The organism is Acinetobacter populi, from assembly GCF_002174125.1.
GTDB classification, from domain to species: domain Bacteria; phylum Pseudomonadota; class Gammaproteobacteria; order Pseudomonadales; family Moraxellaceae; genus Acinetobacter; species Acinetobacter populi.
The window spans coordinates 47,250-73,293 of sequence record NZ_NEXX01000005.1 but is presented as its reverse complement, the minus strand read 5'-3'; the positions used below and the strand labels follow the sequence as shown (position 1 = coordinate 73,293).

General features: G+C 39.1%; 23 protein-coding genes and 4 pseudogenes. 19 read left to right on the top strand and 8 right to left on the bottom strand.

Annotation, left to right across the window (positions count from 1 at the left end; all coding sequences use genetic code 11):
* Nucleotides 1–99: 99 nt before the first annotated feature.
* The 4 genes from CAP51_RS13110 to CAP51_RS13095 all read left to right on the top strand — a co-directional run bounded on the left by CAP51_RS13110 (nucleotide 100) and on the right by CAP51_RS13095 (nucleotide 5,509).
* A complete protein-coding gene (locus tag CAP51_RS13110; protein ID WP_087621395.1) occupies nucleotides 100–942 on the top strand; it encodes a SphA family protein in 843 nt (280 codons plus the stop codon).
* 759 nt (nucleotides 943–1,701) lie between these two features.
* Nucleotides 1,702–2,637 carry a catechol 1,2-dioxygenase gene (gene catA / locus CAP51_RS13105; protein ID WP_087621216.1) on the top strand — a complete coding sequence of 312 codons (936 nt, stop codon included), beginning with the start codon at nucleotides 1,702–1,704 and terminating at the stop codon, nucleotides 2,635–2,637.
* A gap of 83 nt (nucleotides 2,638–2,720) precedes the next feature.
* Complete coding sequence (locus CAP51_RS13100; protein WP_087621215.1) at nucleotides 2,721–3,980, top strand: GTPase; 1,260 nt, start codon at nucleotides 2,721–2,723, stop codon at nucleotides 3,978–3,980.
* Nucleotides 3,977–5,509 (top strand): dynamin family protein, encoded by a 1,533-nt coding sequence (locus CAP51_RS13095; protein ID WP_087621214.1) that lies wholly within the window; start codon nucleotides 3,977–3,979, stop codon nucleotides 5,507–5,509. Before CAP51_RS13100 ends, CAP51_RS13095 begins: the two co-directional genes overlap by 4 nt.
* A gap of 43 nt (nucleotides 5,510–5,552) precedes the next feature.
* On the opposite strand, the gene catM is transcribed toward CAP51_RS13095, so the two are convergent.
* A complete protein-coding gene (catM, locus tag CAP51_RS13090) occupies nucleotides 5,553–6,464 on the bottom strand; it encodes a cis,cis-muconate-binding transcription regulator CatM (protein ID WP_087621213.1) in 912 nt (303 codons plus the stop codon).
* A 103-nt stretch (nucleotides 6,465–6,567) separates the two neighbouring features.
* Here catM and CAP51_RS13085 point away from each other — a divergent pair, with 103 nt between their 5' ends.
* From CAP51_RS13085 to CAP51_RS13045, 9 genes are all read left to right on the top strand, one after another.
* Complete coding sequence (locus tag CAP51_RS13085) at nucleotides 6,568–7,680, top strand: muconate/chloromuconate family cycloisomerase (RefSeq protein ID WP_087621212.1); 1,113 nt, start codon at nucleotides 6,568–6,570, stop codon at nucleotides 7,678–7,680.
* Between the two features lie 17 nt (nucleotides 7,681–7,697).
* Nucleotides 7,698–7,988, top strand: coding sequence for a muconolactone Delta-isomerase (gene catC / locus CAP51_RS13080; RefSeq protein ID WP_087621211.1), 291 nt, complete (start codon nucleotides 7,698–7,700; stop codon nucleotides 7,986–7,988).
* Nucleotides 7,989–8,073: 85 nt separating this feature from the next.
* Nucleotides 8,074–8,757 (top strand): 3-oxoacid CoA-transferase subunit A, encoded by a 684-nt coding sequence (locus CAP51_RS13075; protein ID WP_087621210.1) that lies wholly within the window; start codon nucleotides 8,074–8,076, stop codon nucleotides 8,755–8,757.
* A gap of 2 nt (nucleotides 8,758–8,759) precedes the next feature.
* On the top strand, nucleotides 8,760–9,428 hold the full coding sequence (locus CAP51_RS13070; protein WP_087621209.1) for a 3-oxoacid CoA-transferase subunit B: 669 nt from the start codon (nucleotides 8,760–8,762) through the stop codon (nucleotides 9,426–9,428).
* A gap of 10 nt (nucleotides 9,429–9,438) precedes the next feature.
* The gene (gene pcaF / locus CAP51_RS13065) at nucleotides 9,439–10,677 is read left to right on the top strand and encodes a 3-oxoadipyl-CoA thiolase (protein WP_087621208.1); all 1,239 of its coding nucleotides are present in this window, start codon (nucleotides 9,439–9,441) and stop codon (nucleotides 10,675–10,677) included.
* Nucleotides 10,678–10,697: 20 nt separating this feature from the next.
* On the top strand, nucleotides 10,698–11,477 hold the full coding sequence (gene pcaD, locus CAP51_RS13060; protein ID WP_087621207.1) for a 3-oxoadipate enol-lactonase: 780 nt from the start codon (nucleotides 10,698–10,700) through the stop codon (nucleotides 11,475–11,477).
* Between the two features lie 596 nt (nucleotides 11,478–12,073).
* Nucleotides 12,074–12,388 (top strand): helix-turn-helix domain-containing protein, encoded by a 315-nt coding sequence (locus CAP51_RS13055; RefSeq protein WP_087621206.1) that lies wholly within the window; start codon nucleotides 12,074–12,076, stop codon nucleotides 12,386–12,388.
* Nucleotides 12,381–13,643: a type II toxin-antitoxin system HipA family toxin gene (locus CAP51_RS13050; RefSeq protein WP_087621205.1), complete on the top strand. Its 1,263-nt coding sequence runs from the start codon at nucleotides 12,381–12,383 to the stop codon at nucleotides 13,641–13,643. The genes CAP51_RS13055 and CAP51_RS13050 overlap by 8 nt, the downstream gene beginning before the upstream one ends.
* Before the next feature lie 706 nt (nucleotides 13,644–14,349).
* A complete protein-coding gene (locus tag CAP51_RS13045; RefSeq protein ID WP_087621204.1) occupies nucleotides 14,350–15,297 on the top strand; it encodes a DUF6602 domain-containing protein in 948 nt (315 codons plus the stop codon).
* 420 nt (nucleotides 15,298–15,717) lie between these two features.
* On the opposite strand, the gene CAP51_RS13040 is transcribed toward CAP51_RS13045, so the two are convergent.
* From CAP51_RS13040 to CAP51_RS13010, 5 genes and pseudogenes are all read right to left on the bottom strand, one after another.
* Entirely contained in the window at nucleotides 15,718–15,978 is a 261-nt protein-coding gene (locus CAP51_RS13040) for a TnsD family Tn7-like transposition protein (RefSeq protein ID WP_425426820.1), read from the bottom strand.
* A 52-nt stretch (nucleotides 15,979–16,030) separates the two neighbouring features.
* Nucleotides 16,031–16,516, bottom strand: a pseudogene (locus tag CAP51_RS13035) (IS3 family transposase); the annotation flags it as partial.
* A 79-nt stretch (nucleotides 16,517–16,595) separates the two neighbouring features.
* Nucleotides 16,596–17,837 (bottom strand): group II intron reverse transcriptase/maturase, encoded by a 1,242-nt coding sequence (ltrA, locus tag CAP51_RS13030; RefSeq protein WP_087621203.1) that lies wholly within the window; start codon nucleotides 17,835–17,837, stop codon nucleotides 16,596–16,598.
* Between the two features lie 513 nt (nucleotides 17,838–18,350).
* Nucleotides 18,351–19,035, bottom strand: a pseudogene (locus tag CAP51_RS17515) (IS3 family transposase); the annotation flags it as partial.
* A gap of 65 nt (nucleotides 19,036–19,100) precedes the next feature.
* A pseudogene (locus CAP51_RS13010) lies at nucleotides 19,101–19,579 on the bottom strand (hypothetical protein); the annotation flags it as partial.
* A gap of 6 nt (nucleotides 19,580–19,585) precedes the next feature.
* On the opposite strand from CAP51_RS13010, the gene CAP51_RS13005 reads away from it, so the two are divergent.
* On the top strand, nucleotides 19,586–19,873 hold the full coding sequence (locus tag CAP51_RS13005; protein ID WP_245809161.1) for a hypothetical protein: 288 nt from the start codon (nucleotides 19,586–19,588) through the stop codon (nucleotides 19,871–19,873).
* Nucleotides 19,863–21,449 carry a Tn7-like element transposition protein TnsE gene (locus CAP51_RS13000; protein WP_087621200.1) on the top strand — a complete coding sequence of 529 codons (1,587 nt, stop codon included), beginning with the start codon at nucleotides 19,863–19,865 and terminating at the stop codon, nucleotides 21,447–21,449. Before CAP51_RS13005 ends, CAP51_RS13000 begins: the two co-directional genes overlap by 11 nt.
* Before the next feature lie 140 nt (nucleotides 21,450–21,589).
* Here the strand turns inward: CAP51_RS13000 and CAP51_RS17725 are convergent.
* Nucleotides 21,590–21,696, bottom strand: a pseudogene (locus tag CAP51_RS17725) (IS1595 family transposase); the annotation flags it as partial.
* A 416-nt stretch (nucleotides 21,697–22,112) separates the two neighbouring features.
* Here CAP51_RS17725 and CAP51_RS12995 point away from each other — a divergent pair.
* Nucleotides 22,113–23,720 carry a hypothetical protein gene (locus tag CAP51_RS12995; protein WP_087621199.1) on the top strand — a complete coding sequence of 536 codons (1,608 nt, stop codon included), beginning with the start codon at nucleotides 22,113–22,115 and terminating at the stop codon, nucleotides 23,718–23,720.
* A gap of 102 nt (nucleotides 23,721–23,822) precedes the next feature.
* Here the strand turns inward: CAP51_RS12995 and CAP51_RS12990 are convergent, their stop codons facing one another.
* Nucleotides 23,823–24,296: a hypothetical protein gene (locus CAP51_RS12990; protein WP_004733332.1), complete on the bottom strand. Its 474-nt coding sequence runs from the start codon at nucleotides 24,294–24,296 to the stop codon at nucleotides 23,823–23,825.
* A 231-nt stretch (nucleotides 24,297–24,527) separates the two neighbouring features.
* Between CAP51_RS12990 and tatA the strand changes: the two genes are divergently transcribed.
* From tatA to tatC, 3 genes are read left to right on the top strand one after another with little or no spacing between them, the layout of a single operon-like run.
* Nucleotides 24,528–24,755, top strand: a complete 228-nt coding sequence (gene tatA, locus CAP51_RS12985) for a Sec-independent protein translocase subunit TatA (protein WP_002123495.1) — start codon at nucleotides 24,528–24,530, stop codon at nucleotides 24,753–24,755.
* A 33-nt stretch (nucleotides 24,756–24,788) separates the two neighbouring features.
* On the top strand, nucleotides 24,789–25,133 hold the full coding sequence (gene tatB / locus CAP51_RS12980; protein ID WP_002123497.1) for a Sec-independent protein translocase protein TatB: 345 nt from the start codon (nucleotides 24,789–24,791) through the stop codon (nucleotides 25,131–25,133).
* A gap of 3 nt (nucleotides 25,134–25,136) precedes the next feature.
* Nucleotides 25,137–25,901: a twin-arginine translocase subunit TatC gene (tatC, locus tag CAP51_RS12975; protein ID WP_425426815.1), complete on the top strand. Its 765-nt coding sequence runs from the start codon at nucleotides 25,137–25,139 to the stop codon at nucleotides 25,899–25,901.
* Nucleotides 25,902–26,044 lie beyond the last annotated feature (143 nt).

Here is a 26,044-nt window from a genome sequence, read left to right as displayed (position 1 = left end):
CTAAAATTGAAAAAACAGCAAGTCAATAAGCAAAAAATCGACACACAACAGCTAAATCAACTAATCCGTAGAAATAAATTTTACTTGATATGTACACTTATGGTAGGTATCTGTTCAGGTTCGGCTTTTGCCACTGAAAGCGGAGCTGACTCATTTCCACATGGTGCAGAGGGCATAATGGCAGGGGCCTTGCCACCGGCAGGTTTATATTTTTTGGGCTATTATCAGCAGTATCGTGCGACAGAATTTCTTGATGCAAAAGGTAAAGCGTTGATTCCCGATTTTGATCTGGATGTGCATGCCGTAGTACCACGTGTGGTATGGATGACAGATCATAAAATTTTAGGGGGTGAGCTGGGTTTTTATGGAATTTTGCCACTAGTTAATCTGCGTGTGCAAATGGCAGGTGAGCGCGATCACCGTACTGGTATTGGCGATATGATGGTTGCACCGATGTTAGGCTGGCATCAAGGCAATCATCACTGGATTGCAGCTTTGGAAAGCATCTTACCGACAGGTGAATATGACGCCGACCGCATTGCGAATATTGGCAAAAATTACTATACCTTTCGACCAATTGTGGCTTATAGTTACAATCATGCCGGATGGGATGTTTCAACCAAGATGGCCTATAGCTTTAATGCCGAAAATGACGATACCAACTATCAGTCTGGGCAGTATTTCTCGGCAGATTATAGTGTCGGATATCAGATATTGCCTGATATTAATTTCGCGGTGCAGGGCTATGTATTCAGGCAGATGAGTGATGACCAACAGGATAATGTCGATATCGGATTTCGTGGCAAAAGTGTTGCCGTAGGACCGGCAATTCATTATCAGCAGAAAGGATGGTCACTGGAAGCCAAATATCTCGCTGAAACCAAAGTGGAAAACCGTCCCAAAGGGGATACTGCCTGGCTAAAATTGGTTTGGGCATTTTAATAAGATAAAAAAAAAACTGTATTTTATTTAGTCTCTGTCTCTATCCATGTTCCTCATCATGAGTAGAGACTAAATAGAAATTGTAAGTATTATAAATTGAAGTTGTAATAAATTAGTCAGCCGATACTTACTGTATCAATAAAAAAACAACTCGAGAGTTAGTCTGTTAAATAAATATATGAAGAAATGGAATAACCTGATTCTTTCAGTAAGACATCTGAAAAATGTGTTTTAGATTCTAAATCTATTCTTGTTTTCTAAGTTTTTTATCCATAAATTTATCTATTTTACCTCATAAATATTCCTTTTATGATAACAATGGCTATGTTCGTGCTGTTAAGTAGATAAGCAATAGATTTTAACTTGATATTTTTTAATGTTAAATTTTTAATGTTCAAGAATTTGAAAATTATATAAATTTTATTTTATTTTGGCTTAAGTTAAATAGGATTTTGGTTCAGTTATATTTTTACAGGCACCCAATTATAATAATAATTTAACATACCTAAAAAGTATGAAAACATACTCTTTTTAGAATTGGATAAACAAAGCGTTTCAGATAAAGTTTAGAACTATGGAACGTATACAAGCAGGAATCACAGAAATATTGCATTGTTATCATGAGCACGGTAAGACGACCCAATAATGATAGGTATCCAGCCGTGAAAATGATAATGCTGAATTGTGAAGTGGCATGTGATTATGGCTAACAATGAATGTCAGTCATCTATTTATTTTGGCGATTTCAAGGAGAAAGCCATGGATATTAAAATATTCGATACTCAGGAAGTGCAAGATTTTCTACGTCTAGCCAGTGGTTTGGAACAAGAAGGCGGTAATCCACGTGTTAAGCAGATTATTCATCGTTTTCTTTCAGATTTATATAAAGCCATTGAAGATCTAAATATCACTTCTGACGAATATTGGGCAGGGGTTGCCTATCTTAATCAACTCGGTACAAATCAGGAAGCAGGATTGCTTTCACCGGGATTGGGCTTTGACCACTACCTAGATCTACGTATGGATGCCGAAGATGCAGCACTCGGCATTGAAAATAGTACACCCCGTACCATTGAAGGGCCTTTGTATGTTGCGGGTGCACCAGAATTGGTGGGTTATGCACGTATGGATGATGGTAGCGATCCAAATGGTCATACTTTAATTCTACACGGTACAATTTATGATGCAGATGGTAATCCATTGCCTAATGCAAAAGTAGAAATCTGGCATGCCAATACCAAAGGGTTTTATTCGCACTTTGATCCGACAGGCGAGCAAAAAGCATTTAATATGCGTCGCAGTATTATCACTGATGAAAATGGTCAGTACCGTGTGCGTACAATTTTGCCGGCAGGCTATGGTTGTCCACCTGAAGGTCCGACGCAGCAGTTGCTTAACCAATTAGGTCGTCATGGTAACCGTCCTGCACATATCCATTATTTCGTTTCAGCGGATGGCCATCGTAAATTGACGACGCAAATTAATGTTGCGGGTGATCCCTATACCTATGATGACTTTGCTTACGCAACACGTGAAGGTTTGGTGATTGAAGCGGTAGAGCATACTGATCCTGAAGCAATTAAAGCCAATGATGTTGAAGGTCCATTTGCTGAAATGATATTTGATTTGAAACTGACTCGTTTGGTAGAAGGTGTGGATAATCAGGTTGTAGATCGTCCACGTCTTGCTGTTTAAAACCAGAACATTCATTTAAAAGTCAAAATTCAGGCTGGTAGGATCGCTGGCCTGATTTTATGTGCAGGGAAGAGAGAAGCAAGATGGATATTCAAACATTTGATGAGGTTGCTCACGATATTATTGCCGTGCTACCTGATCGGGTAACTGACTTGGCAAGATTGCGCAGGTTAATATTGTCTGTCACATATCCAACCATCACGGTGATTGGTAAATATAATCATGGTAAAAGCCGATTACTCAATGAGCTGATAGGGCATGATATTTTCTCTGTTGCCGATAAGCGAGAAACCATTAGCCTTGCAGAATATATCCATCATGAGGTGTGCTGGTTGGATGCCCCAGGGCTGGATGCCGATGTTGCTACAGTAGATGATGACTATGCCTTTGATGCGGTATGGACACAAGCAGATATCCGTCTTTTTGTACATTCAGTACGTGAAGGTGAATTGGATGCCGCCGAACAGCAATTGTTACAACAGTTAGTCAGTGATTTTCGCTATAGCCAACGCCAGACCTTATTGGTTTTAACCCAGATTGATCAAATGCCCGATCAGGTGACTCTGGAGCATATCAAACAGTCAATTGCCAGCCAAGTTTCCGGTTTAAATATATTGCCTGTATCGGCAACGCGTCATCGGCAAGGTGTGGAAAACTCAAAACCGTTACTGGTGGAAAAAAGCGGTATTGTGGCATTAAGTCAGGCACTGCAATATGCGATCAGTCAGGTACCTGCGGCACGGCAGCATGAAAAAAGTCAATTACTTGCAGAAATGCAGCAACAGTTAAGCCAATTGAAAACCGAGCGAGACAGTTTACAGCAACAGTTACAACAAACACAGCAACAACAACGCCAAGACTTTGACCAAGGCCTAGTAAAGGTACTGGATAAAATACGTGAGGATTTACAACCAATTCTGGATATTATCGGTCTGGATGAAGCATTGGTTCCTGATTCATTTGCCACTATGTATAAAGTCACGGCAGGCAAGCAGCAACGCGCCAAAGTACAGATTGCCTATTCTCGTGCCTGTATTGATATCAATAGCCATTTGATCCGTCATGGGGTGGTAGGATTACCGGAAAATCAGCAAACCAGTGTCAAAAGTCTAGATACTGTCATCGTTGCAGTATTGGGCATCTCGGTTAAATTCCGTGATCATTTGCGTAGCATCTTTTATACCGATATCGAACGTGAACGATTGCAACGAGAATTTGCTTTTTATTTTGAAAAATCGGCAGGACGTCAGGCGTTGGTCAAACAATTGCAACAGGTAGCAGAGCAGCTTGCCAATATTGTACAGGCACAAATTGCATTAAAAATGCTGGAGGAAGTGGCATGACCAATGGCCGACAATTACAGCATTTTATTGAACGAACTAAACAGATCACTGCATTAGAAGGCGATCTAAAATCTATTCTGGACCAGATGCAGCAATGGTGTAACGACTTTGCCATCGCATTAACCAGCATAGAATTTAAGGTGGAAGCTTTACAGACTACATTTGCTTTGGCAGAGCAGATTACTTTGCTGAAAAGGCAGATTGCAGAGCAGATTCAGCTTTGGGAAATTAAATGGACTGAGCTAAGTGCCACCCAGTCTTTAGCCGATGCCTTCACTGATAAAGTCATGTTATTGGTATTTGGCAAATTTAATGCAGGTAAAAGTTCGCTATGCAACCTCTTGGCGGAATGTTTTCGTTTACAAGGGCAAACGGTACGTTATTTTTATATTCAGGCAGAGCAAATTCATTATACAGACATGCTATTACGTGAGGGTGCAACTGAAACCACAGCGCAATTGCAGGGCGTATGCTTAGGAGAACGACTAGTACTGTTGGATACACCGGGTTTGCATTCTGCTACAGTCGAGAATGCAGCATTGACACAGCGTTTTATTGATAGTGCTGATGGTGTGTTATGGTTAAGTAGCTCGACTTCACCGGGACAAGTACAGGAATTAGAGACTTTGGCACGGGAGCTAAAACGCCATAAACCTTTGTTTCCGATTATCACCAGAAGCGATCAGATTGAAGAAGATGAGGTCGATGGTGAAATCTGCACAGTATTGTGTAATAAGCATCCATCACAACGCGCGCTTCAAGAAGCCGATGTGTATGTCCGTGCCCAAGATAAGCTGCGAGAAATGGCGCTTGATGTGCAGCTGTTAAAGCAACCTGTATCGGTGTCGACGCAGATGGCACGTCAAACCGGAATGGATGAGCAGACCATGATTGAGGCAGGTTTTGAGTGTTTATTCACTGCACTGTTGCAGATGATTGAGCCTGCTTTGCATTATAAGCAGCGTAAACCGGCAGAGATATTTTTACATCATCTACAAGAACAAGTGCTTGAAACATTTATACAGGATATAGTACCTCTATCTGATCAATTACAAGCAACCCTTAATCATGCACAAACAGCATTGCAGCAACAGCACCGTCATATTGCAGAAGGCATTTGGCGCAAGGTCGTGCCTGAACTTCCGCAGCTGCTTGAGCAGCATGCTATAACACAGGCAGTGAATACGATATATGCAACGATTACTCAATGGCTGGAAGAGGCGTGTGCCCAACAAGTACAGCAGCATTTGGCAGATTATCGTGTAGAGATGCGTCATAAAATCCAGCTTAAACCGCATGCACAGATTGGCTATGAAACTATTTCAGGCATGGTCGTACATGATCGACTTTATGCCGAACTCTCTTGTCAGATTAATGAAACGATAAAAGACTATACAACCGAATTAGTTGATCAATGTGAACATCATTTGAAAAGCATTGAAAAGGATATTGAGCAGCTTAAGCATGTGATCTTGCGCTATAGCAAAGCCTTAAATGAAATTGCTTCCAGTTTAAGGCAAAAACAGTGAATTATCATACATAAAATATCTAAACAAACTTTTCGTGAATATTCTAATCCATTAACGGGGTTATATTCTGGGCGGCAAAAACCTCCTGAATACATCCCAGTATCTTGGGAATATAATTGCTATGATCCATATTGCGTATGGCCAGCGAGATTGGGCTATACGCATCTGCATCGAGAATGGGAAGATACATCAGATTTTTCATCCCAATATCAAGGGCCGATTCCGGCACAATACAAATCCCTTCACCCGCAGCAACCAATCCCATCGCCAATTGAATCTCACGGGTTTCGGAGAACTTGCTGGGCATTAAACCCAAATCGGTAAAAATAGATTGAATAAAGGTCGAGAAATTTGGTTTTTGGGAAAGGGGATAAAGCAATATCGGCTCATCAACGATTTGGGACAGATAAATTCCAGAGTCTATAAATTTATTAAGATGATGATTTTTGTGTATGGCTAGTTTTAAGCGCTCTTTACGCAGTACGATTCGACGAATGGCGGGATCGCTGATTTTTAAACGGCCAAAGCCTAGGTCTATTTTACCTTGTTTTAATGCATCGATTTGATCTTTGGTGCCACATTCAATCAACTCAATATGAATTTCTGGATTTTTTTGTCGAAATAAATAGATAATTTCAGGTAACAGTCCATATAATAATGAACCGACATAACCAATGCGTACAGTATGGCTCACAGTCGCAATGCGTTTTGCCATAGATGACGCTTGTGCAGCATGGGTTAAAATTTGTACGGCATGTTCATAAAAAAATAATCCTGCTTCAGTGACTTTTACCGGCCGTGTTCCACGTTCAAACAACTGGATATCCAGTTCTTCTTCTAATTTTTGTATTTGACGGCTTAATGGCGGTTGTGCGATACATAATTTTTCAGCAGCTTTGGAAATACTTTGTTCTTCTACTACAGTAACGAAATAGCGTAAATGTCTTAATTCCACTTATATACCTTTTTAGTATGTAAAAATACCGAATAGTTTATCGTTTTCATTATCTCATTAATTTAAGGTATGTAAATAGCATTTACTGAAAGAAGATGGAACGATGTATAAAACGGTGGAAACTATTTTAGTGGATATACCAACCATCCGCCCCCACAAGCTTTCTGTGACCACTATGCAAACCCAAACACTGGTGTTGGTTAAAGTCACGGCAGAAGATGGTGTGGTCGGCTGGGGTGAGGCAACCACCATCGGCGGTTTGAATTATGGCGAGGAAAGCCCAGAAAGTGTCAAAACCAATATCGACACTTATTTTGCCCCATTATTATTGTCAATTAAAACCCCTCTCAATGTTGCACAGACTTTAAAACTGATTCGTAAAAGTATCAATGGTAATCGTTTTGCCAAATGTGCCATCCAAACTGCATTACTGGATATTCAGACCAAACGGCTGGGCATACCATTAAGCGAAGTGCTGGGTGGGCGTCTACGTGACCGCCTGCCTGTATTGTGGACACTGGCATCAGGCGATACCGAAAAAGATATCGCCGAAGCAAAAAAGATGATCGAATTAAAACGTCATAATATCTTTAAACTCAAGATCGGTTCTAACACGCTACAGCACGATGTCGATCATGTGATTGCGATTAAAAAAGCCTTGGGAGTGGATATCAGTATACGGGTTGATGTCAATCGTGCATGGTCGGAATTGGAATGTATCCAAGGTATTCAACAGTTACAAGATGGTGGCATTGATCTGGTCGAACAGCCATGTGCCATTGAAAATACCGACGCACTGGCACGCTTGACTGCACGTTTTGCAGTAGCCATCATGGCTGATGAAGTATTGACTGGCCCTGATAGTGCCTATCGTATCGCCAAGCAACATGGCGCAGATGTATTTGCTGTGAAAGTTGAGCAGTCAGGCGGATTAATTGAGGCCTGTGACGTGGCGAAAATTGCCCGTATGGCGGGGATTAGCCTATATGGCGGCACAATGCTGGAAGGACCAGTCGGTAGTATTGCCTCGGCACATGCTTTTAGTACCTTTGAAACGCTGGAATTTGGTACAGAATTGTTTGGCCCGTTACTGTTGACCCAAGATATCCTCAAAACCCCTTTGCAATATGAGAACTTTGAACTGGTGGTACCACAAGGACCGGGGCTAGGAATTGAAATTGACGAAGATAAAATTGAGCAGTTGCGTCGCCATTAATAGATAAGGAGTAAGAGATGTTATTTCAGGTTCGTATGGATGTGCATTTACCTGTTGATCTACCAGCCGAACAGGGCAATCAGATTAAGGCGGTCGAAAAAGCCTACTCACAGGATTTGCAACGTCAGGGTAAATGGCGACATATTTGGCGTATTACCGGGCAATATTCCAATATCAGTATTTTTGATGTTGAGAGCAATGAAGAATTGCATAATATTTTACAAGGCTTGCCACTCTATCCTTATATGAAAATTGAGGTGATGGCATTAAACCGCCACCCCTCATCTATTCGTGAAGATGATCGTTAAGTGTTTACTGCATAGTGTATAACATTGATATAAATTTCTATATCAATACCTTATCTATATTGATTAAGATCCAAAGGTTGATGCCATGATTGATAAAAGCCAAGCTTCTCTTTCGGAAGTATTGTCCCAGATAAAAGATGGATCAACCATCATGATAGGTGGCTTTGGCACAGCAGGACAACCCGCCGAATTGATCGATGGTTTAATCGAATTGGGTGTCAAGGATCTGGTGATCGTTAATAATAATGCCGGTAATGGCGACTATGGTCTGGCCAAACTGTTAAAAACCGGTGCAGTCCGTAAAATCATTTGTTCTTTTCCACGTCAATCCGATTCTTGGGTATTTGATGAACTCTATCATGCCGGCAAGATCGAGCTTGAATTAGTACCGCAAGGCAATCTGGCCTGCCGTATTCAAGCTGCTGGTATGGGATTGGGTGCAGTATTTACCCCAACCGGCTTTGGTACATTATTGGCTGAAGGTAAGGAAACCCGTCATATTGATGGCAAAGATTATGTACTGGAATATCCAATCAAAGCAGACTTTGCCCTGATCAAGGCACAACAAGGTGATCGCTGGGGCAATCTAGTTTACCGTAAATCGGCACGGAATTTTGGTCCGATTATGGCGATGGCTGCTGATATTACCATTGCTCAGGTCTCAGAAGTGGTAGAACTGGGGGCACTTGATCCGGAACATATCATTACCCCGGGTATTTTTGTACAACATGTGGTGGCTGTGGGTACATCACAAGGTCAAGGAGAATAAAAATGAGCTATACCAAACTGACCCGTGATCAAATTGCTGAGCGTGTGGCACAAGATATTCCAGACGGTGCTTATGTCAATCTCGGTATTGGTTTACCCACCAAAATTGCCAGTTATTTACCGTCCGATAAAGATGTGTTTTTACATTCCGAAAATGGGTTGCTGGCTTTTGGTCCACCACCAGCCAAAGGTGAGGAAGATCCGGAACTGATCAATGCCGGCAAAGAATATGTCACCATGTTACAAGGTGGTTGTTTTTTCCATCATGGTGATTCCTTTGCCATGATGCGCGGTGGACACTTGGATATTGCAGTATTAGGTGCATTCCAGATTGCTGAAAATGGTGATCTGGCTAATTGGCATACTGGAGCCAAAGACGCTATTCCTGCGGTCGGTGGTGCCATGGATCTGGCCGTGGGTGCCAAAAAAGTGTTTATCACCACTGATCATGTCACCAAAAAAGGTGAAGCCAAGATTGTTAAGGAACTCAGCTATCCTGCAACAGGTCTAAAATGCGTGGATCGTATCTATACTGATTTGTGTGTGATTGATGTGACAAGTGATGGCTTAAAAGTGATTGAAAAAGTTGAAGGATTAAGCTTTGACGAATTACAGTCATTGACTGGTGCGACGCTGATTGATGCGACACAGCTTAATACGACACAAGGTTAAGGAAAACAGCATGTCTACATTAAAAAATGCCTATATTATCGATGCCATTCGTACCCCATTTGGCCGTTATGCCGGTGGACTTGCCCCAGTACGTGCCGATGATCTGGGTGCCATTCCAATTCAGGCATTGATTGCGCGTAATCCACAAGTCGATTGGCAACAGGTGGATGATGTCATTTATGGCTGTGCCAATCAGGCCGGTGAAGACAATCGTAATGTTGGACGCATGTCAGCTTTATTGGCAGGTTTACCGTATCAGGTGCCGGCAACCACCATTAATCGTTTATGTGGGTCATCACTGGATGCTATTGCAATTGCTGCTCGTACCATCAAGGCAGGTGAAGCAGATTTAATGATTGCTGGTGGTGTTGAAAGCATGAGCCGTGCGCCTTATGTGATGGGTAAATCAGACAGTGCTTATGGACGTAGCCAAAAGATTGAAGACACCACCATGGGTTGGCGTTTTATCAATCCAAAGCTAAAAGAATTGTATGGTGTAGATACCATGCCACAAACTGCTGAGAATGTAGCAGAGCAATTTCAGATTAATCGTGCCGATCAGGACTTGTTTGCCTTAAACAGTCAACAACGCACAGCAGCAGCACAAGCCAAAGGTTATTTTAAACAAGAAATTATCCCGGTCACGATTGCACAGCGTAAAGGCGATGCCATCGTGATTGACACTGATGAGCATCCACGCGCTTCAACGACATTGGAAGGTTTAAGCAAACTCAAAGGTGTGGTTAAAGCCGACGGTACAGTGACTGCGGGCAATGCATCCGGGATTAATGATGGTGCAGCAGCGGTATTAATTGCTTCTGATCATGCAGTACAACATTATGGCTTAACACCAAGAGCACGCATTGTTGCAGCAACAACAGTGGGTGTAGAACCACGGATTATGGGATTTGCCCCTGCACCTGCAATCAAAAAGTTACTAAAACAGGCTAATTTAACATTAGAACAAATGGATGTGATTGAGCTGAATGAAGCCTTTGCAGCACAGGCCTTGGCAGTGACCCGTGATTTAGGTTTAGCGGATTATAGTGACAAGGTCAATCCCAATGGCGGTGCGATTGCATTAGGTCATCCATTAGGTGCTTCGGGTGCCAGACTGGTCATTACTGCCTTAAACCAGCTGGAACAGACGGGTGGGAAATATGGTTTGTGTTCGATGTGTATTGGGGTTGGTCAAGGTATTGCATTGATCATTGAGCGTGTGGATGTCGATCATATTGTTTCAGTTTAATATTTAAAGGATACAAGACCATGCCAATTGCACAATTAAAAAATGTTGCATTGAATTATGAAACTTTTGGCGATCCTGCCAAGCCTGCGCTGATTTTCTCCAATTCGCTTGGCACCAATTACCGAATGTGGCAGTCGCAATATGACGTGTTACAACAGGATTATTTTATCATTTGTTATGATACACGTGGTCATGGTGCATCTTCGACACCAAATCCTCCCTATACGCTTGCAGATTTGGGACAGGATGTAATCGATCTACTGGATCATTTAAAGATAGAAAAAGCTTTTTTCTGTGGCATTTCGATGGGTGGATTGACAGGTCAGTGGCTTGCCATCCAACACCCAGAACGTTTTTACCGTGTGATGGTCTGTAATACCGCTGCAAAGATCGGGCAGCAACAGGCATGGCAAGATCGTGCCGCACTGGTGCGTGAACAGGGGTTGCATCCGATTGCCTCCACCGCGGCATTACGCTGGTTTACTGAGTCTTTTATTCAGAGCAATGCAGGCGTGGTACAGCGTTTAGCCAATGACTTGGAAGCTGGCAGCGCCGCAGGTTATGCCAATTGTTGTGAGGCTTTGGCCAAGGCAGATCTTAGGGCACAGCTGAAGGACATTGGTATCCCAGTAATGATTGTGGTAGGAACACAGGATCCTGTAACCACAGTTCTCGATGGTGAATATATGCAGCAGCAGATTGCAGATGCAACTTTGTTAGAAATTGCCGCATCACATATCTCCAATATCGAGCAGCCTGAGCAGTTTAATCGGTTTGTTCAAAATTTGTTCCAATTATAGTGAAATTTAATGAGGCTGGATAATTTGTTTATGATAGTCTAATGATTAAGTTAAAGTGATAAGATTATTGATTAGTCTAATAATCTTAAAGTTTTATTGCAGCCAAAGCAATATCTTCATTGCTGAAATTGTAAACATATTGTCTATTCATTGCTCATCTTAAATAGATACCAACCGCCGTTGTATTTAATTTCATGTTTGATTTCTAGAAAAATCAAGATTATATCCCTAGTTGTATATGTGACGTATATTTTATTTCGTCAATGATTGATGAGAGAAGCTGTACCCGTCAGCTATTTGAAAAATAGTTAATTGCTTTTGGAGAACATTTATTCCTCATCGTTCCAATGCAATTTTATGGGAAGAAAATAAAATCGGGACTGAACTGTACTAGGTTTATTGGAAAATACTTTTCTTTAGAGAGTACCTCGATGACGAAATGAAAATATACTTTTGAATTTATAACCTAATTTGCTAAAACTACTTCTTGTAATAATATTTAAGTTCTCAGACTTCAAAATTTCTATAATGCAATATCTTTATAAATACATTATATTGTGTTTTAATTATAAAAAATTCACATAAGACCCAATATTATGGATTTATTTTTTAAAAGTTCAAATGAAGTCGTAAAGTTACTTTGCGACCGTTTGAGGAAAGAACGCCTAAATCAGCAAATGACGCAGGCTGAAGTCGCCCAACGTGCTGGTGTTGGTGTAAATACGGTTTCAAATCTGGAAGCAGGCAAAAATGTATCTTTTGAAAATTTGGTGAAGGTTGCCATGGTACTTGGACGGCTTAAAGAATTAGAACAATTGTTTCAACCGAAACTAGAAAGCATAGATGACATTATTCACTACGAAAAAAATTCTAGTCGTCAGCGTATTAAAAGGAAATCAAACGATGCTTAATAAAATTGCAGTTTACTATAATGGCTGGGGTGAATATTGGCATTGGGGGACATTGGTCTCATCAACAGCAATTACAGGCCGACCTTTGATTGTTTTTGAGTATAGTGAAGAGGCGAAAAAAAGGAAATTAGAACTATCAAGTTATACATTACCCTTAAACGGAGCAAAGCTTCGGAAAGACTTCCCAGCACATCAGATGGGTTTGCCAGCACCAGTATATGATGCATTACCAGACGGCTGGGGGATGCTACTGATGGATCGATTATTCAAACAACGAGGATTGAATCCAGCACGAATTGGACCATTAGAACGTTTAACATATATTGGGAATAACGCAATGGGAGCAATGTCATTTGAACCCATTGCTTCTGATTTAATAGCTTTACACGACGATATTTCCATAGATCAACTTGCTCAAGAGGTTCAGGAAATACTTCATGGTGAAGGTGGACAATTCTTGCAGCAATTGATATTAATGGGAGGATCACCACAAGGTGCAAGACCAAAAGCGCTGATTTATAAAGATCCTATCACGTCGTCTTTTTCCACAGTTGCCTCATCTCGTTCAGAAGCATGGCTAGTTAAGTTTCCTGCAAAACAAGAGCACCCAGAAGTTTGTGCAGTTGAAGCTGCCTATGCTGAATGTTTAAATCAATGTGGGATTAATGCACCTGAGATCGCATATTTTGATTTACCTAATGGACAATCTGCATTTGCCAGTAAACGTTTTGATAGACAAAATAATATTCGTATCCCTATGCAAAGTTTAGCCGCATTTACTGGTGCTGACTATCAGTCTCCAGGTACGTTGGACTATGCTAATTTCTTACGGGCAACTCATCTATGTACCAATGATATTCGTGAAAAAGCAATCGCATTTGAACGTACTGTGTTTAATATCATTTTTAATAATAGAGATGACCATCCAAAGAACTTTTCATATCTGATGAGTAAAGATGGGAGTTGGAAATTAGCCCCAGCCTATGATATTACTTTCTGTGAGGGGCCAGGCGGGTATCATCAGATGGATGTTATGGGGCAGGCTTTAGATATCAAATACCAAAATCTTCTGTTATTGGGTAAGCATGAAACTGAACTCAATATTCAAGAAATAAAAATGATCGTTGAAAAAGTATGTGAAGTGGGAAGCCATTTTTCAGCAATAGCGAAAGATAATTATGCTGGCCAAATCACCAGTGGCACACTCGCTTATATCCAATCAAGAATTAATCAAAATATATCTCGCTTAAAATAATTAAAGTGAGTAATAAGCAAAGCTTCAAGCATAATTACCTTAGCTGTAGGTGAGGTATCAAACAGATGGACCACAAAATAGAATAATAATAAAAGTTATAAATCAATTGTTTACTTTCAGAATTTTTTATAAAAACACCAATGTAACTAAAGCTAATTGTTTATTAATGTACCAATGATATCGTCATGCGACACATAAGTTGACATTACTGCAATCTAATAATCAATAGCTTAAAGCTTTTAATGACATAGAATGTCAGCAGTTAACGACACATAAGTTGTCATTTTTATACTTAATGTATTCAATTACTGAAGAAAATGTTTCAAAAATCAATTAAGTCCTCATTTATTCTTAAAAACTACTTCCATCAGATCTGTTCTATAGTTGATCAAGGTCCAGGGGATATGCTGCTTTAGCAACTGGTTTAGCTCTTCCTAAAGGAAAGGTAGAGTAGAATAAATATATACGAATGGTATTCTGCTGAGTTAATATATTCTAACCACAAATATCTGAATGTAACCATAATAATAGGTACTATAAAGAGAAAATACATAAAATCAATTATTACCTAAACTTTCTTTTGGCTATATTTAAAATTATAAAATATTTTACTATTTGCTAAAATTTACTGAAATATGACAACCAAAATTTAAAAGATATTTTACTCAACCCTAAACTTGAATTTCTATCCTAAAGGTAAACTTCTATGATTCCAAACTCGGAAAATAAAATAAATAAATTGTTCAAAGCAAAAATAGAACAGTTTAAACAAGCATTTATAAATACTTCAAGAGATGTTTATACTAATGAAGATGGTAATTTATTGCATCCATCTGAGTTTGGCATAAATAGAGAGGAAATAGTTAAAAACTACTTAAAAAATATATTACCAGACAGAATGGAAATTGGATCTGGGTTTGTAGTGACTGCTAATGGAAAGGTGAGTACACAATGCGATATTATAATATATGATAAAACTGTAACGCCATTAATTAGAGATGAAAAAAATCATAGATTTTTTCCAATAGAATCTGTCATAGCTGTTGGAGAAATTAAGTCTAAGTTATCACTAACTGAGTTAAAAGAAGCATTATTAAAGCTAGCTAAAATAAAAAGCTTAAGAGATGTACTTTTTTCTCCCGCATATGTATATAGTCTAAGAAACAAAGAATCCATTGATGATTATAAGCCTGAAAGTGATGAATTCGATCAAATCGTTACTTTTTTAATATGTGAAAAATTTACGTTTCCTATAAAAAAAACACCACTAACTAATATTGTATCATGTTATGGGGAATCTTTGCCACATAGACCCTTTTGCCATAGACATAATATGGTTTTAAGCATGGCAGATGGATTATTAACATACGCATTAGACGATGAAACTATTTATCCATTTCCATCTAAAATAATAGATTACATAAATGTTGATGAAGAATACAATATAGCAGAGAGAAAAAATGTAGTTGAACGTCTAAACTATAGATTTATTAAACCACTTAATGATGAATCAATCGAACATATACGTCATTTCACAAGTATATTAAATATAGGTTTGATCAGTGTATCTGTTTTATTTCCTGATCTGGCTAACTATATACCTAAAGAAGAAAAAGTTGAAATGTTTGATTGCGTTCAAAACTATAAATTTTAATTCCATTAACCATAAAAAGTTAAATGATAATTTAATATTATAGGCTAGGCATCTTCTTATTTAATAACAAAACACAATAAAAGTACTATATCAAATCAAAGTGCTTTTATTGGTACACATTGTATGTTTATGTACATGTTTTAATTTTATAAATTTAAAAATGGAGAAATGACATGCTCTATGATTTAGTATAAAAATAAAGTTATTAAATAAATTATATAAATCAAATACTTTTTTATTAAATATAAAATCTATTTGATTTTATTTTGTTAATTTTGGGACTTTGTTATTCTATTATTGTGACGCTAAAAATAATTTATCTGTGCAGAAAAAATGATGACACCATTGCTCATTGATGCATTAAAAATATCTGAAGGTAGGTTTGAAAAACCATGCCCAGTTTTAGTTTTGAAAATGATGTTAAGCTAAGTCATCATTTGAACGATACAAAACTTTGAATAATTCTTTGGTTATCAAAAAATCACGCATTCGCCAATTTACTTTGTTTTTTCGGACTTTGGATTGTGATACGTGTCTTGAATTAAACATAAGCAGCCAACTTCGATCATTTCTGTAAAGCCACATATAGGTTGCAGAACCTGATTTAATGTTGCGACCAGCCTTTACACCATTAGCTAGCACGATTTCTTGCCATCTTTGTCTCATTTCTTCTATTTTTATAGGAGGAATATGATTGAACCGTACCGGGTTTGTCGGAGACTTTTTATTTAAGTTAGGCTACCTGACCTAACGGGTTAATCTTATCATAGTACATTGCTTCAAAATCAAAAGGTGATACATAACCCAGTGCACTATGTACACGCTCTTTATTGAACCAATCTACCCAGTTTAGTGTCGCAAGTTGTACATCCGCTAAACCTTGCCAATCTGCTTTTAAATATTCAATCACCTCGGTTTTGTATAAGCCATTCACTGTTTCAGCCAAAGCATTATCGTATGAATCACCGGTCGTACCGACTGATGCTCGTAAATTTGCTGCTTCTAAACGATTGGTATAGCGAATGGAAAGATACTGTACGCCCCTGTCACTATGGTGAATCACGTTCTTTGGCATGTCTCGAGCATGTAACGCTTGCTCAAGTGCAGCGAGCACCATGTCAGTATTCATCCGTGTAGATACTTTCCATCCAACAATTGCTCGTGAAAAGACATCAATAATAAAGGCGGTATATATCCAGCCTGAATGGGTTTGAATATACGGGTGAGTAGACCAAGGGAATTTCACCCTTAGCCCCTCGCAGAACCGGACATGAACCTCTCAGCTCATCCGGCTCCCATTATCCAACCGATGGTAAACATCCCATTTTCCAGTGCACAAAGGCATTTGGAAAATCACGCGCAAGTCGCCCTAAGGCATATCTAGCCCGTCTTTTATGACGGGCCAAGTTTTTATACTTACGCCTCATCCAGCGTATAAGATAAGCATTCATGTGTTGCCAGATCGCTGACATTGCTGAACCATGGAATCGACCATAGTATTGCTGCCAACCTTGAAGAATTGGATTGAATATTGCAGATAAATCACTTAATTCGCGATTACACATCAGATGTAGATGCCATTTCCGAATAGTCTGTCGCATTGCTTTAAGTGCATCACAACTGACTGCAGGAGAGAAATTTACATAAACTCTTTTATACTTGTCCACAGCCTTACGGGGCCTAAACGTGTACCCGAGAAAAGTAAATTGAACATCGGGATATGCTTTACGACGATTAATATCTTGGCAATAAACAATCTTTGTCTTGTCTGGATGCAATTCGAGACCACATTCACGAAATCGTGCATCGATCTTTTGTAAAACAAGTTTGGCTTGAGATAAACTCCGACAATGAATTACGCCATCATCTGCATAACGGCAGAACCGTACACTTTGAAGATGTTTCGTAATCCACATATCAAAAGCATAATGCATAAATAAATTCGCCAATAAAGGACTCACAACACCACCTTGTGGTGTGCCGCGATTCCTTTCTAAAAGATGGCCATTTATGTGTTGCATTGGTGCTTTTAACCAACGTTGCACATATAAAAGAATCCATGGAATTTCACAGTGTTTCTTGAGTGCACGCATTAGTAAATCATGGTCGATGTTATCAAAGAGACCTTTGATATCAAATTCCACAACCCAGTCATAATCCCAACTTCGTCTCCTCACTATCGCAATTGCATCATGGGCAGAACGCCCCGGACGATATCCATATGAGTTTGGATGAAATAATGGATCAATTTTCGGCTCTAATAAGAGCTTAACTGCTGTTTGCGCGACTCGATCTGCAACTGTTGGAATACCTAGTATACGCACGCCACCTGACTTCTTTGGAATCGGAACAGCCTTAACTGGCGGTGGAAAATAACTGCCAGAACAAAGTCGATTCCATAGTTTGTATAGGTTGTTCTTTAAATGCTTTTCGAATTGCTCAATAGATTCATGATCAACGCCTGGAGCGCCACCATTCTCTTTGACTTTTTTAAATGCCTCCCAGATTAACGCTTTAGGAATATTAAATGGTTTGGTCATAAAGTTTTGCTCCTCCTGCTTGCACAGTTGACAAATCCGTAGACCTGGATAATGCAACCCCTTCGCTCCATTACCATTACAGTAACTTCAACACTACTACGAGTTGCTCCGCCCCTTGGTGACGCATTGCTATTATCAGCCTTGCCTTTTGAGCTTGTGCCTTTCGCTTGACATCGCCACCGAAGGTTCCCGCAGTTCAACGTAAGAGCCTGAATTAGGATCGCGCTGCCTCTACGCCGGACACCGAATGGCCCGTAAGCAGGTAACGGCCAAACTAATCGCGGGGTAACTTCCATCCCCGGTTTTGATGTCATTTGAGTACTTTCGACACTTGAACGGCAGTTCACTGTTGTTCGCCTTCCTAATTCTTACCTGACATCTCTACGATGCCTTTTCCATAACGCTCACGACCGGGACTTTTGATCCAAGCCGCTTATGGTGGTTTGCTACCTACTCCTGCAAGCCGATAGCGAGGGGCCATACCCTCATCTCTTACGCCGCTTGCTGCGGCACACTAATGTCCGTCACCCATAATTGGTTCGGCTCAGTTGGATTAAACTGTCGATTTAAGCTGTTTGTGGCAATGACAGCCGGAGTACCAGCGTAAGCTCTAGGCTTACGATAACCACGCTGTGATTTAAGACCATCTGCCTTCATCAGCCGATGTACTCGATTGATCCCACAACTTTCGCCAACATCTTTCAAATCACAGTGAATTTTGCGATAGCCATAGACTCCGCCAGATTCCAGCCAGAATTGTTTAATCAGGCCTGAAAGCTGTTGCCGTTTCCTTGCAGTTTTACTGGTGGGTTGCTTTAACCATGCGTAATAACCACTGTGATGAACATCTAACGTTGAACATAAACGACGAACAGGCCATATGTGCTGATTGTCCTGAATAAAGGCGTACCTCATTTGGACTGGCTTGCGAAGCGGCGTGAAAGCAGTGCTTTCACTTTAATATGTCCCTTTCTTCAGTAACCCGTTGCAGTTCTTTTTTTAACTTTGCTAATTCTGCGCTTGGATCATTAGATTCTATTATCTTGGGCTGCTGTGGATCATAACGTTTAATCCAGGCATACAGACTATGGGTGGTGGTTCCTAAACGTGTAGCAACCTCGGCCACACTATAACCTTTCTCAGTGACTTGTTTTACTGCTTCAATTTTGAATTCTTCAGGGTATCGTTTACTGCTCATAAGCACCTCGTTAATTAGCCATTTTATCTAACTAAAAGGTGTCTACAAAATTAGTGGCTATTCAGATAAAGTTCATCCAATTGAGGTAAAAATACAAAAAAGTCAGCTAAATGAAAATATGGTTGCACAGGCTTGCCAAGCTCTCTTACTTTAATTCTTTCTAATGGCAAAAGCTTCTGGGCGATATAACCTGCTAAAACATTTTCGATTAAAAATTACCACTCACCACCGGTGATGCCCAATTAACCAATTCTTGAACAAAGGAAATCGGCAGCTTTTTCAAAAAATGCTGTGTATTTAAAAATAAAATCATTTCTTCTGGATCTAAACGCTTTAGCCGAAGTTGGCCTGCAACCACCATCTTGTCCTGTGCTTTATCCACTTTACCCCAGTGTCTTCTTTTCACACTATCCTTTAGAGTAGTTTTTACCTTACATAAATCCCTATCGACAGCAAGCAGTAACTTACGATATATCGCGAGCAATAGTAATGCTTGATTTTTAATTTTTTCTGAAGACTCACTGCTCATTTCCTCATTGAGTACCCAAGAATGTCAAAGCGCTGGTTTCTCAATCAGTTATCCAAAGGAAATACTATTTCCAAAAATTTGCACCAACTGCCATTAAGTTCCAAATTTCTTTCAATTTATACTGAAGATACAATCAGTTATCAGATTCGAAGAATTACCTATGCGATGGTCAGGCTGGGTTATACAGAATCTGGACCTAAAGATAGATGGCGAATATTGCGAATTGCAGGGTTAAGTAAAGAAAGGATTACTGATGAAGCGCTACGCTTTTTAAATATAATTTGTGAGGAGAAGATTTATGCGTATTAAGCGTCTCCCTTTAAATACATTGATTACAGGTATTGGGAGATTATTTAAATATGAGGGTAAACCTTGGTTGATTAATCTGTGGGGAGAATCCGAAGAGTCTAATGCAAGATATAGCACCTCTTTTTCCCACATGAATTTGTTGGCCAAACGTCGAATTATTAACTCCACCAGAAATGAGCATCGAAAATCTGGATTTCATCTAAAATTTAGATGTCCATTACCAGCAGAATGGAGATCTTTTGCTCAATTTAAATCACAACTTCACTTTTTTGGATTTGAGGCTCTTGCAAAATTTTCAAATGAGGATCAAACCGTTAAACAGATTCATATTGAATTACCACAGCTTGAGTTAGCAAGAGCTTTTTTCTTCCAGAATGCTTACCTAACTCGATCTGCACTTGAGCTGAATGTATTGGCAGAAGACTTTGATATTCAGAACAACAATGATCATTACTTAATTAATGTTCTTCCCTCATGTGAGGGTTCACTTGCACTTTCTCATTTCAATAAACCTGGGTTTCGTCGATTTCTTGGATATTTACTCCTAAATAAAAACATAAGAGCTTCATATGAAAGCATCGCTCAACAGTGTCAAGCTTTTGAAAGAATTAATAATACAGTAAGAACATGGAACTTTAGTTTCATCCCGCCTAATTTAACAGGCATGAACATTGAAGCATATGGCTACTATGATAAGTTAACCAATACATTTAAGGTTAATGAAATCATTGGCTTTTCTGGGCTATCTACCCATATTGATAAGCCAGTTTATTTTTATCACGATAAATTTTCTAATGCCTCAAAAAAATCAAGTAATACCAGTACCATACCATCAAAGCCGAATCATGCAGAACCCAAACTCAATGATGAGGATGAAGCAACGCCTAGCAATAGACCCACTATTATAGATAGTCCAGCTACTTTATTTGATTTTGATGATCCATTTGAAACTAGAAAAATCGCAGATAAAACGGGCTCAAAAAACGCTATTATCGTGGATGATGCTAAAGAGTATATTGATGAATTAATTGGTGATGTAAATGCCGATGAACCAGGAATTGGCGGTACAGTTAAAGCTGGTGATTTTGAGGGTGCGAAGGATCAAACTGATGATGCCCATTTATATCTAGACCGTTTCTCCGCTTTTATGCAGATGCTTTATAAACTTGAGGAAAAGTATGGAATACAATATTCATTGACTTCAAAAATTTTGCCTACAGTACAGGGGTTTACTAAACATCTAAAGTCCGATAATAATCCACGCTGTATTGCTGAAGTACATTTTCTGCATCAAGGTCAGCATTTCATTTTACTCGAAGTTGATACATCCGATAATGCAAATCGTCTGTCAACACAATTGTTAACAATAAAAGATATGAATTATTGGGAAAAAAATTATGAAAAAATTCGCAAATATATAGTTCAAAATACTCTTAACTGGCCAATTAGTTTCATTAAAGAAATAGCAAGTCGTCAGGCTAGATTCAATCACCCACGTATTGATGAAGGACAACAAGTTGCTATTGATGACTTAGAAGGATGGGCAAAACGGATTTACGTAGGGTTAAATAAATAGATAAGCTTTGTTGCACAAAACTATTCCTAGTATCTTCTTCAGCAACATAATTTTCAAATGAAGAAACGAGAGTGTAAATAATTCTGTGTAAATACCGTTTTAAAAATACTTGGTTACACGCTCTTCAAACATGATACTAAAGCGATGCCATTAAACTTTCTCAGTCTTTTTTGACATAAGACCAGAATGATTCAATACCGTTGATGTGTGAGTTGCCTCCAGCAAATTCATTGTTACCATGAAAGACTATACCAAGCAAACAAAGGAAGCCACCTCAAATGGCGTACACTTTACTTTTAACTTTGGTTGATGTGTGCTGAAAAAACAGGAGGATTACCGCATTGAAATGGAAGTAACGACAATAGCCATTGCGGGAGAATCGGTTCGAATTCTATTGTGGCATTAATGTTGCTCGGGTAGTGATATTTTAGTTCATCTATGAACTTAGTTGCATCATATGGGGGCGTTATAAAAACAGAATTAAAATAAATTTTAAGTACATAAAGCATGAGTATTATCAAAATTAGAGAAAAACCAATAAATATCATTTTCGGCGATTATTTGCTCAAAAAATCAAAGTTCTTCATAATTTCTACATATTTTATAAAATTGGTATAGATATTGTATTTATCTAGGCGGTTTTAATCCAACCTAGAGGAAATGATGATGGTACAGCCACAAGTGAACCTACAAAAATCAGTTTTAAATACTCCCTTGACTCGACGCTCTATTTTGATTGGGGGAATGACCTTGCCTGCGGTATCCATGCTTACGGGCTGTGGTGGCGGCGGAGGTGGTGGTGAGGTTGAGTCGGATGTGGTGATACCGATTGCACCGTTTGACCCAGATACAACACCGCAAATTCCAGATCAAGGCGAAAAGACTGAGCCCGAACAAGGTACTGAGCCGATCATTAGTCCAGATGCGGTGAAAATGAATGTGGGGATCTATAACTTTGAATATAATTCTTTTGAGCAATTACGTGCACGTCGCAAAGTAAGTAAAGGTACAGCAGGTTCAGTTTTGGTGACCAATAAAGATGGTACTGAAACGGCTTGGGAAAGTATCGTAGATTATGTCAAGCGCTCGGTCGATCATCGTTTTGTATTGTTGTACCGAGGGATGTTGACTGCTTTTGCTGAGCGCCCACCACAAGACTATGATGTCACCTTTTTTACTGCTCCAGAATTTTATTGGAATGTGCCTTGGACTGATTTTTTGAATACGGATGAAGTCTTGGTAGTTGCAGATTTATTTTTAGAACTCGTCACACAGAAAGTCCGTAGTTTGATTGCTAAGTTTCCTGAATGTGATTATGGAAAACTGGTACTTCTCCCAGGAACTATCGCAGTGTTAAAGCCATCAGTAAATATTTTTAACAAAGATGGTAGTGATGCCAGCACCGATAAAAATCCAATATTAGAAGCAACGAACCATTTGGTATGTGTGCATAATCTGTCTTTAAATGATGAGCATCAGCGCCCTGCATATATGGTTTGGCCAAAACGCACTGTGTCTTGGATTGACTTCATTGGTGATACAAGATGTGATCGAGGGGATGAACTTGGTAATAATGCCAGTAATCCTGATCTGGAGAACTATGCACATGTTTGTACTTTAAATGGAGAGGAAAAGCTGGTGGTAAAAATCCAGCGAGTTTCGTCTGATAAAGTTCAAGCCTTTGATGATTATGGTCGTCAATTATTGGACACCACATTTAATAATGAACTAATTGAAGGCTTGCCATTTGGGATAAATATTTGTTTGGACTACGCAGTTGCCAGTACGACTACAGATAAGTATCGCATGGCACAGCTAAAAAATACCGAGTTTAAATTGGATTTTGTAATCGCTGCTGGTATTCGTCTTAATGCAAAAAACTATCAAGATGCTTCAACGGTACAGTACGCCATTCATAATGATGGTATTAAAGGTAGTAATCAAAACCCAAATCAAGTCAAATATGAGTATTTTAGTAATGTTTCGCAAATTTTTTATGATAAGCGAATAGGGGCACCATACCTTCTGTCATTACCTGCACTTGGAACGACCGCTGATGGCTCAAGACAATCTACAACGATGATTTCAGTTGATAACAGCACAGATTTTACTTATCCAGAACGTTATTCAGGGATGCCATCAATTACTGATGAGATTAATTCAGCCAATGTTCGGGTTTGGAGTTTGCCTGTTGATGTGACTGACACCTTGAAGACGCAAGAAACAGTCACTGCAATGAAGTCTGAAAACTGTGAAGCGGCTGTTGCATAAATTTGCTTGATTCGTTTTGGGAATTTATAAGATGCGTGGTTGAGCTCAGTTTTTGATCTCAACCACAGTGGGGTAACACCGTTTCAGTTATTGTTCTGGTGGTTATTCTAGTCGCTGTGGTGAAAGTATATTTTGTAAATTATCTAAATAGTTTTGACGAAGTGAAAGTTTGCACTGCGATCGTGTGATTGAGCTGGATTTAGTCAATTTTGATGTATTCATTAAATCATTGCACATCATTCTTTCATAATTTTCATATTTAGATTGAATGCTTTTTTTATTTATGTGAGGTTTTTTATTATCTAATATTTTATTTATTTTATTATTAATATCTTCCAATTCTTTTTGCGTACAATCTACTGCAAGGTTGAATCCTTGTTTGTGGTCTGATATGCACCTTTCATATGCTTTTGAATATCCTTCTGATTGATTGTTTTTCGGAGGGTTTTGGCTGTCTATAATACTGCTTTTAGTAGTCGTGTACTTTGTGTTGTGTGATATGCCACTATCGCTTGCCTTTGCACAACTTAATGATAATAAAGCAAATAATAAGGTGGTAAGTATTGTATTGTTCATGCGTTGATCCTCGATTGTATACAGCTAAAGCTGTAGTTAAGCTCAATAAGCATCAGTTACTATATGTTTTAGATAAAGACTTGTAAAATAAAAGTGTGAATTAATTTTCCTGATAATGGTTGATTAAAATTTGACGACACAATAATTTATTTTTAATTTTTTATTTATTTTTAAGTTTTTTGGTGTAGTATTTATTTTAAGTTATTTTTTTGTTTAGGTGAGGGTTGTGAAATGGCAGGTCTATCAATTTGGCATATTTTATTGTTCTTGATTATTGTTGTTTTGCTTTTTGGTACATCGAAGCTCAAAGGGCTGGGTCGTGACCTAGGTGGTGCGGTTAAGGATTTTAAAGATTCAGTAAAAAATGAAGATCAAGATCAAAAACTACTTGCCGAAGATACTTCGGTGATTGATGTGTCTAGTCATACCGTTCGAGATGCGTCACATACGCAAAAGTAATTTTCATCATTTGGCATAAAGGTGGTTTAACCAATGTTAGATATGGGATTTAGTGAAATCTTACTGTTTGGTATTGTCGCTATTGTGGTGCTTGGTCCTGACAAGTTACCACAAGCAATGCGTACAGTAGGGCGATGGTATGGAAAAGCTCGACGCTTAATGCATAGCGTGCAGCACGATATTGAGAAGGAGCTCAATCTGCTCGAGATGAAAGAACAAGTTCAGCGTGAACTTGATCAAATCCGTGCAGTAGAACGAGATATGCAACAGCAGTTGGTTGAAATGAGAAAGAGTGCTGAAGATATTGCGAGTACAAAAGCGCAACAAGGGCAAAGTAATCCAGCTGCTCAACAACCTGCACAAAGTATAGGAGAGTAGATGATGGCTTCTTCACAAACTCAACAAAGTGATCAGCCGTTGCAGTCTATGCCATTGATGTCGCATGTGATTGAACTGCGTAAATACTTGATGCGGATATTGATTGCGGTTTTTGCCGCATTCTTTAGCATGATTCCATTTGCCAATGACTTGTATGAAGTGCTTTCAAAGCCTTTGCGTTTACAGCTTCCTGCAGATGCGACCATGATTGCCACGGATATTACCACGACATTTATGGCACCATTTAAGCTCAGCTTTTTTATCGCAGTAATCGTGGTGATGCCATACATTCTGTACCAGATTTGGCTTTTCATCACGCCAGCTTTGTATAAGCAAGAAAAACGTATTGCAGTACCATTGCTCGTATCAAGTATTGTATTATTTTATGTTGGTATCTCGTTTGCGTACTTTATAACTTTACCTGCAGTGTTGGCATTTTTCTTACATGCAGCACCCGAGGCAGTTGCACCAATGACTGATATTAATAGCTATCTGAGTTTTTGCTTGAAATTATTTTTGGTCTTTGGGGTAACTTTTGAAGTGCCTGTAGCGACATTATTATTGATTTTGGTGAACTTAGTTTCCGTGGAAACACTGACTCGAAATCGACGTTATGTGATTGTTGGCTGTTTCTTTGTTTCGATGTTTATTACGCCACCAGACGCTCTTAGTATGGTAATGTTGGCGATTCCGATGTGGCTACTTTTTGAGATTGGGTTGATGTTTGGGCGTTTTATCGAAAAGTCCAAAACGCCACAAACTGCTTAATTGTAAGTCAAAGTATGAGTGGTAGAACTAGTAAGCTAGTTGTGCCATTCATGGCTGAATTTCTATTGTTTAGGCTCTGTATAAAGTTTTGCATGATGATTTTAAAGTACAGGAAGTACTTGGCAAAACAAAAATTCTAAAAC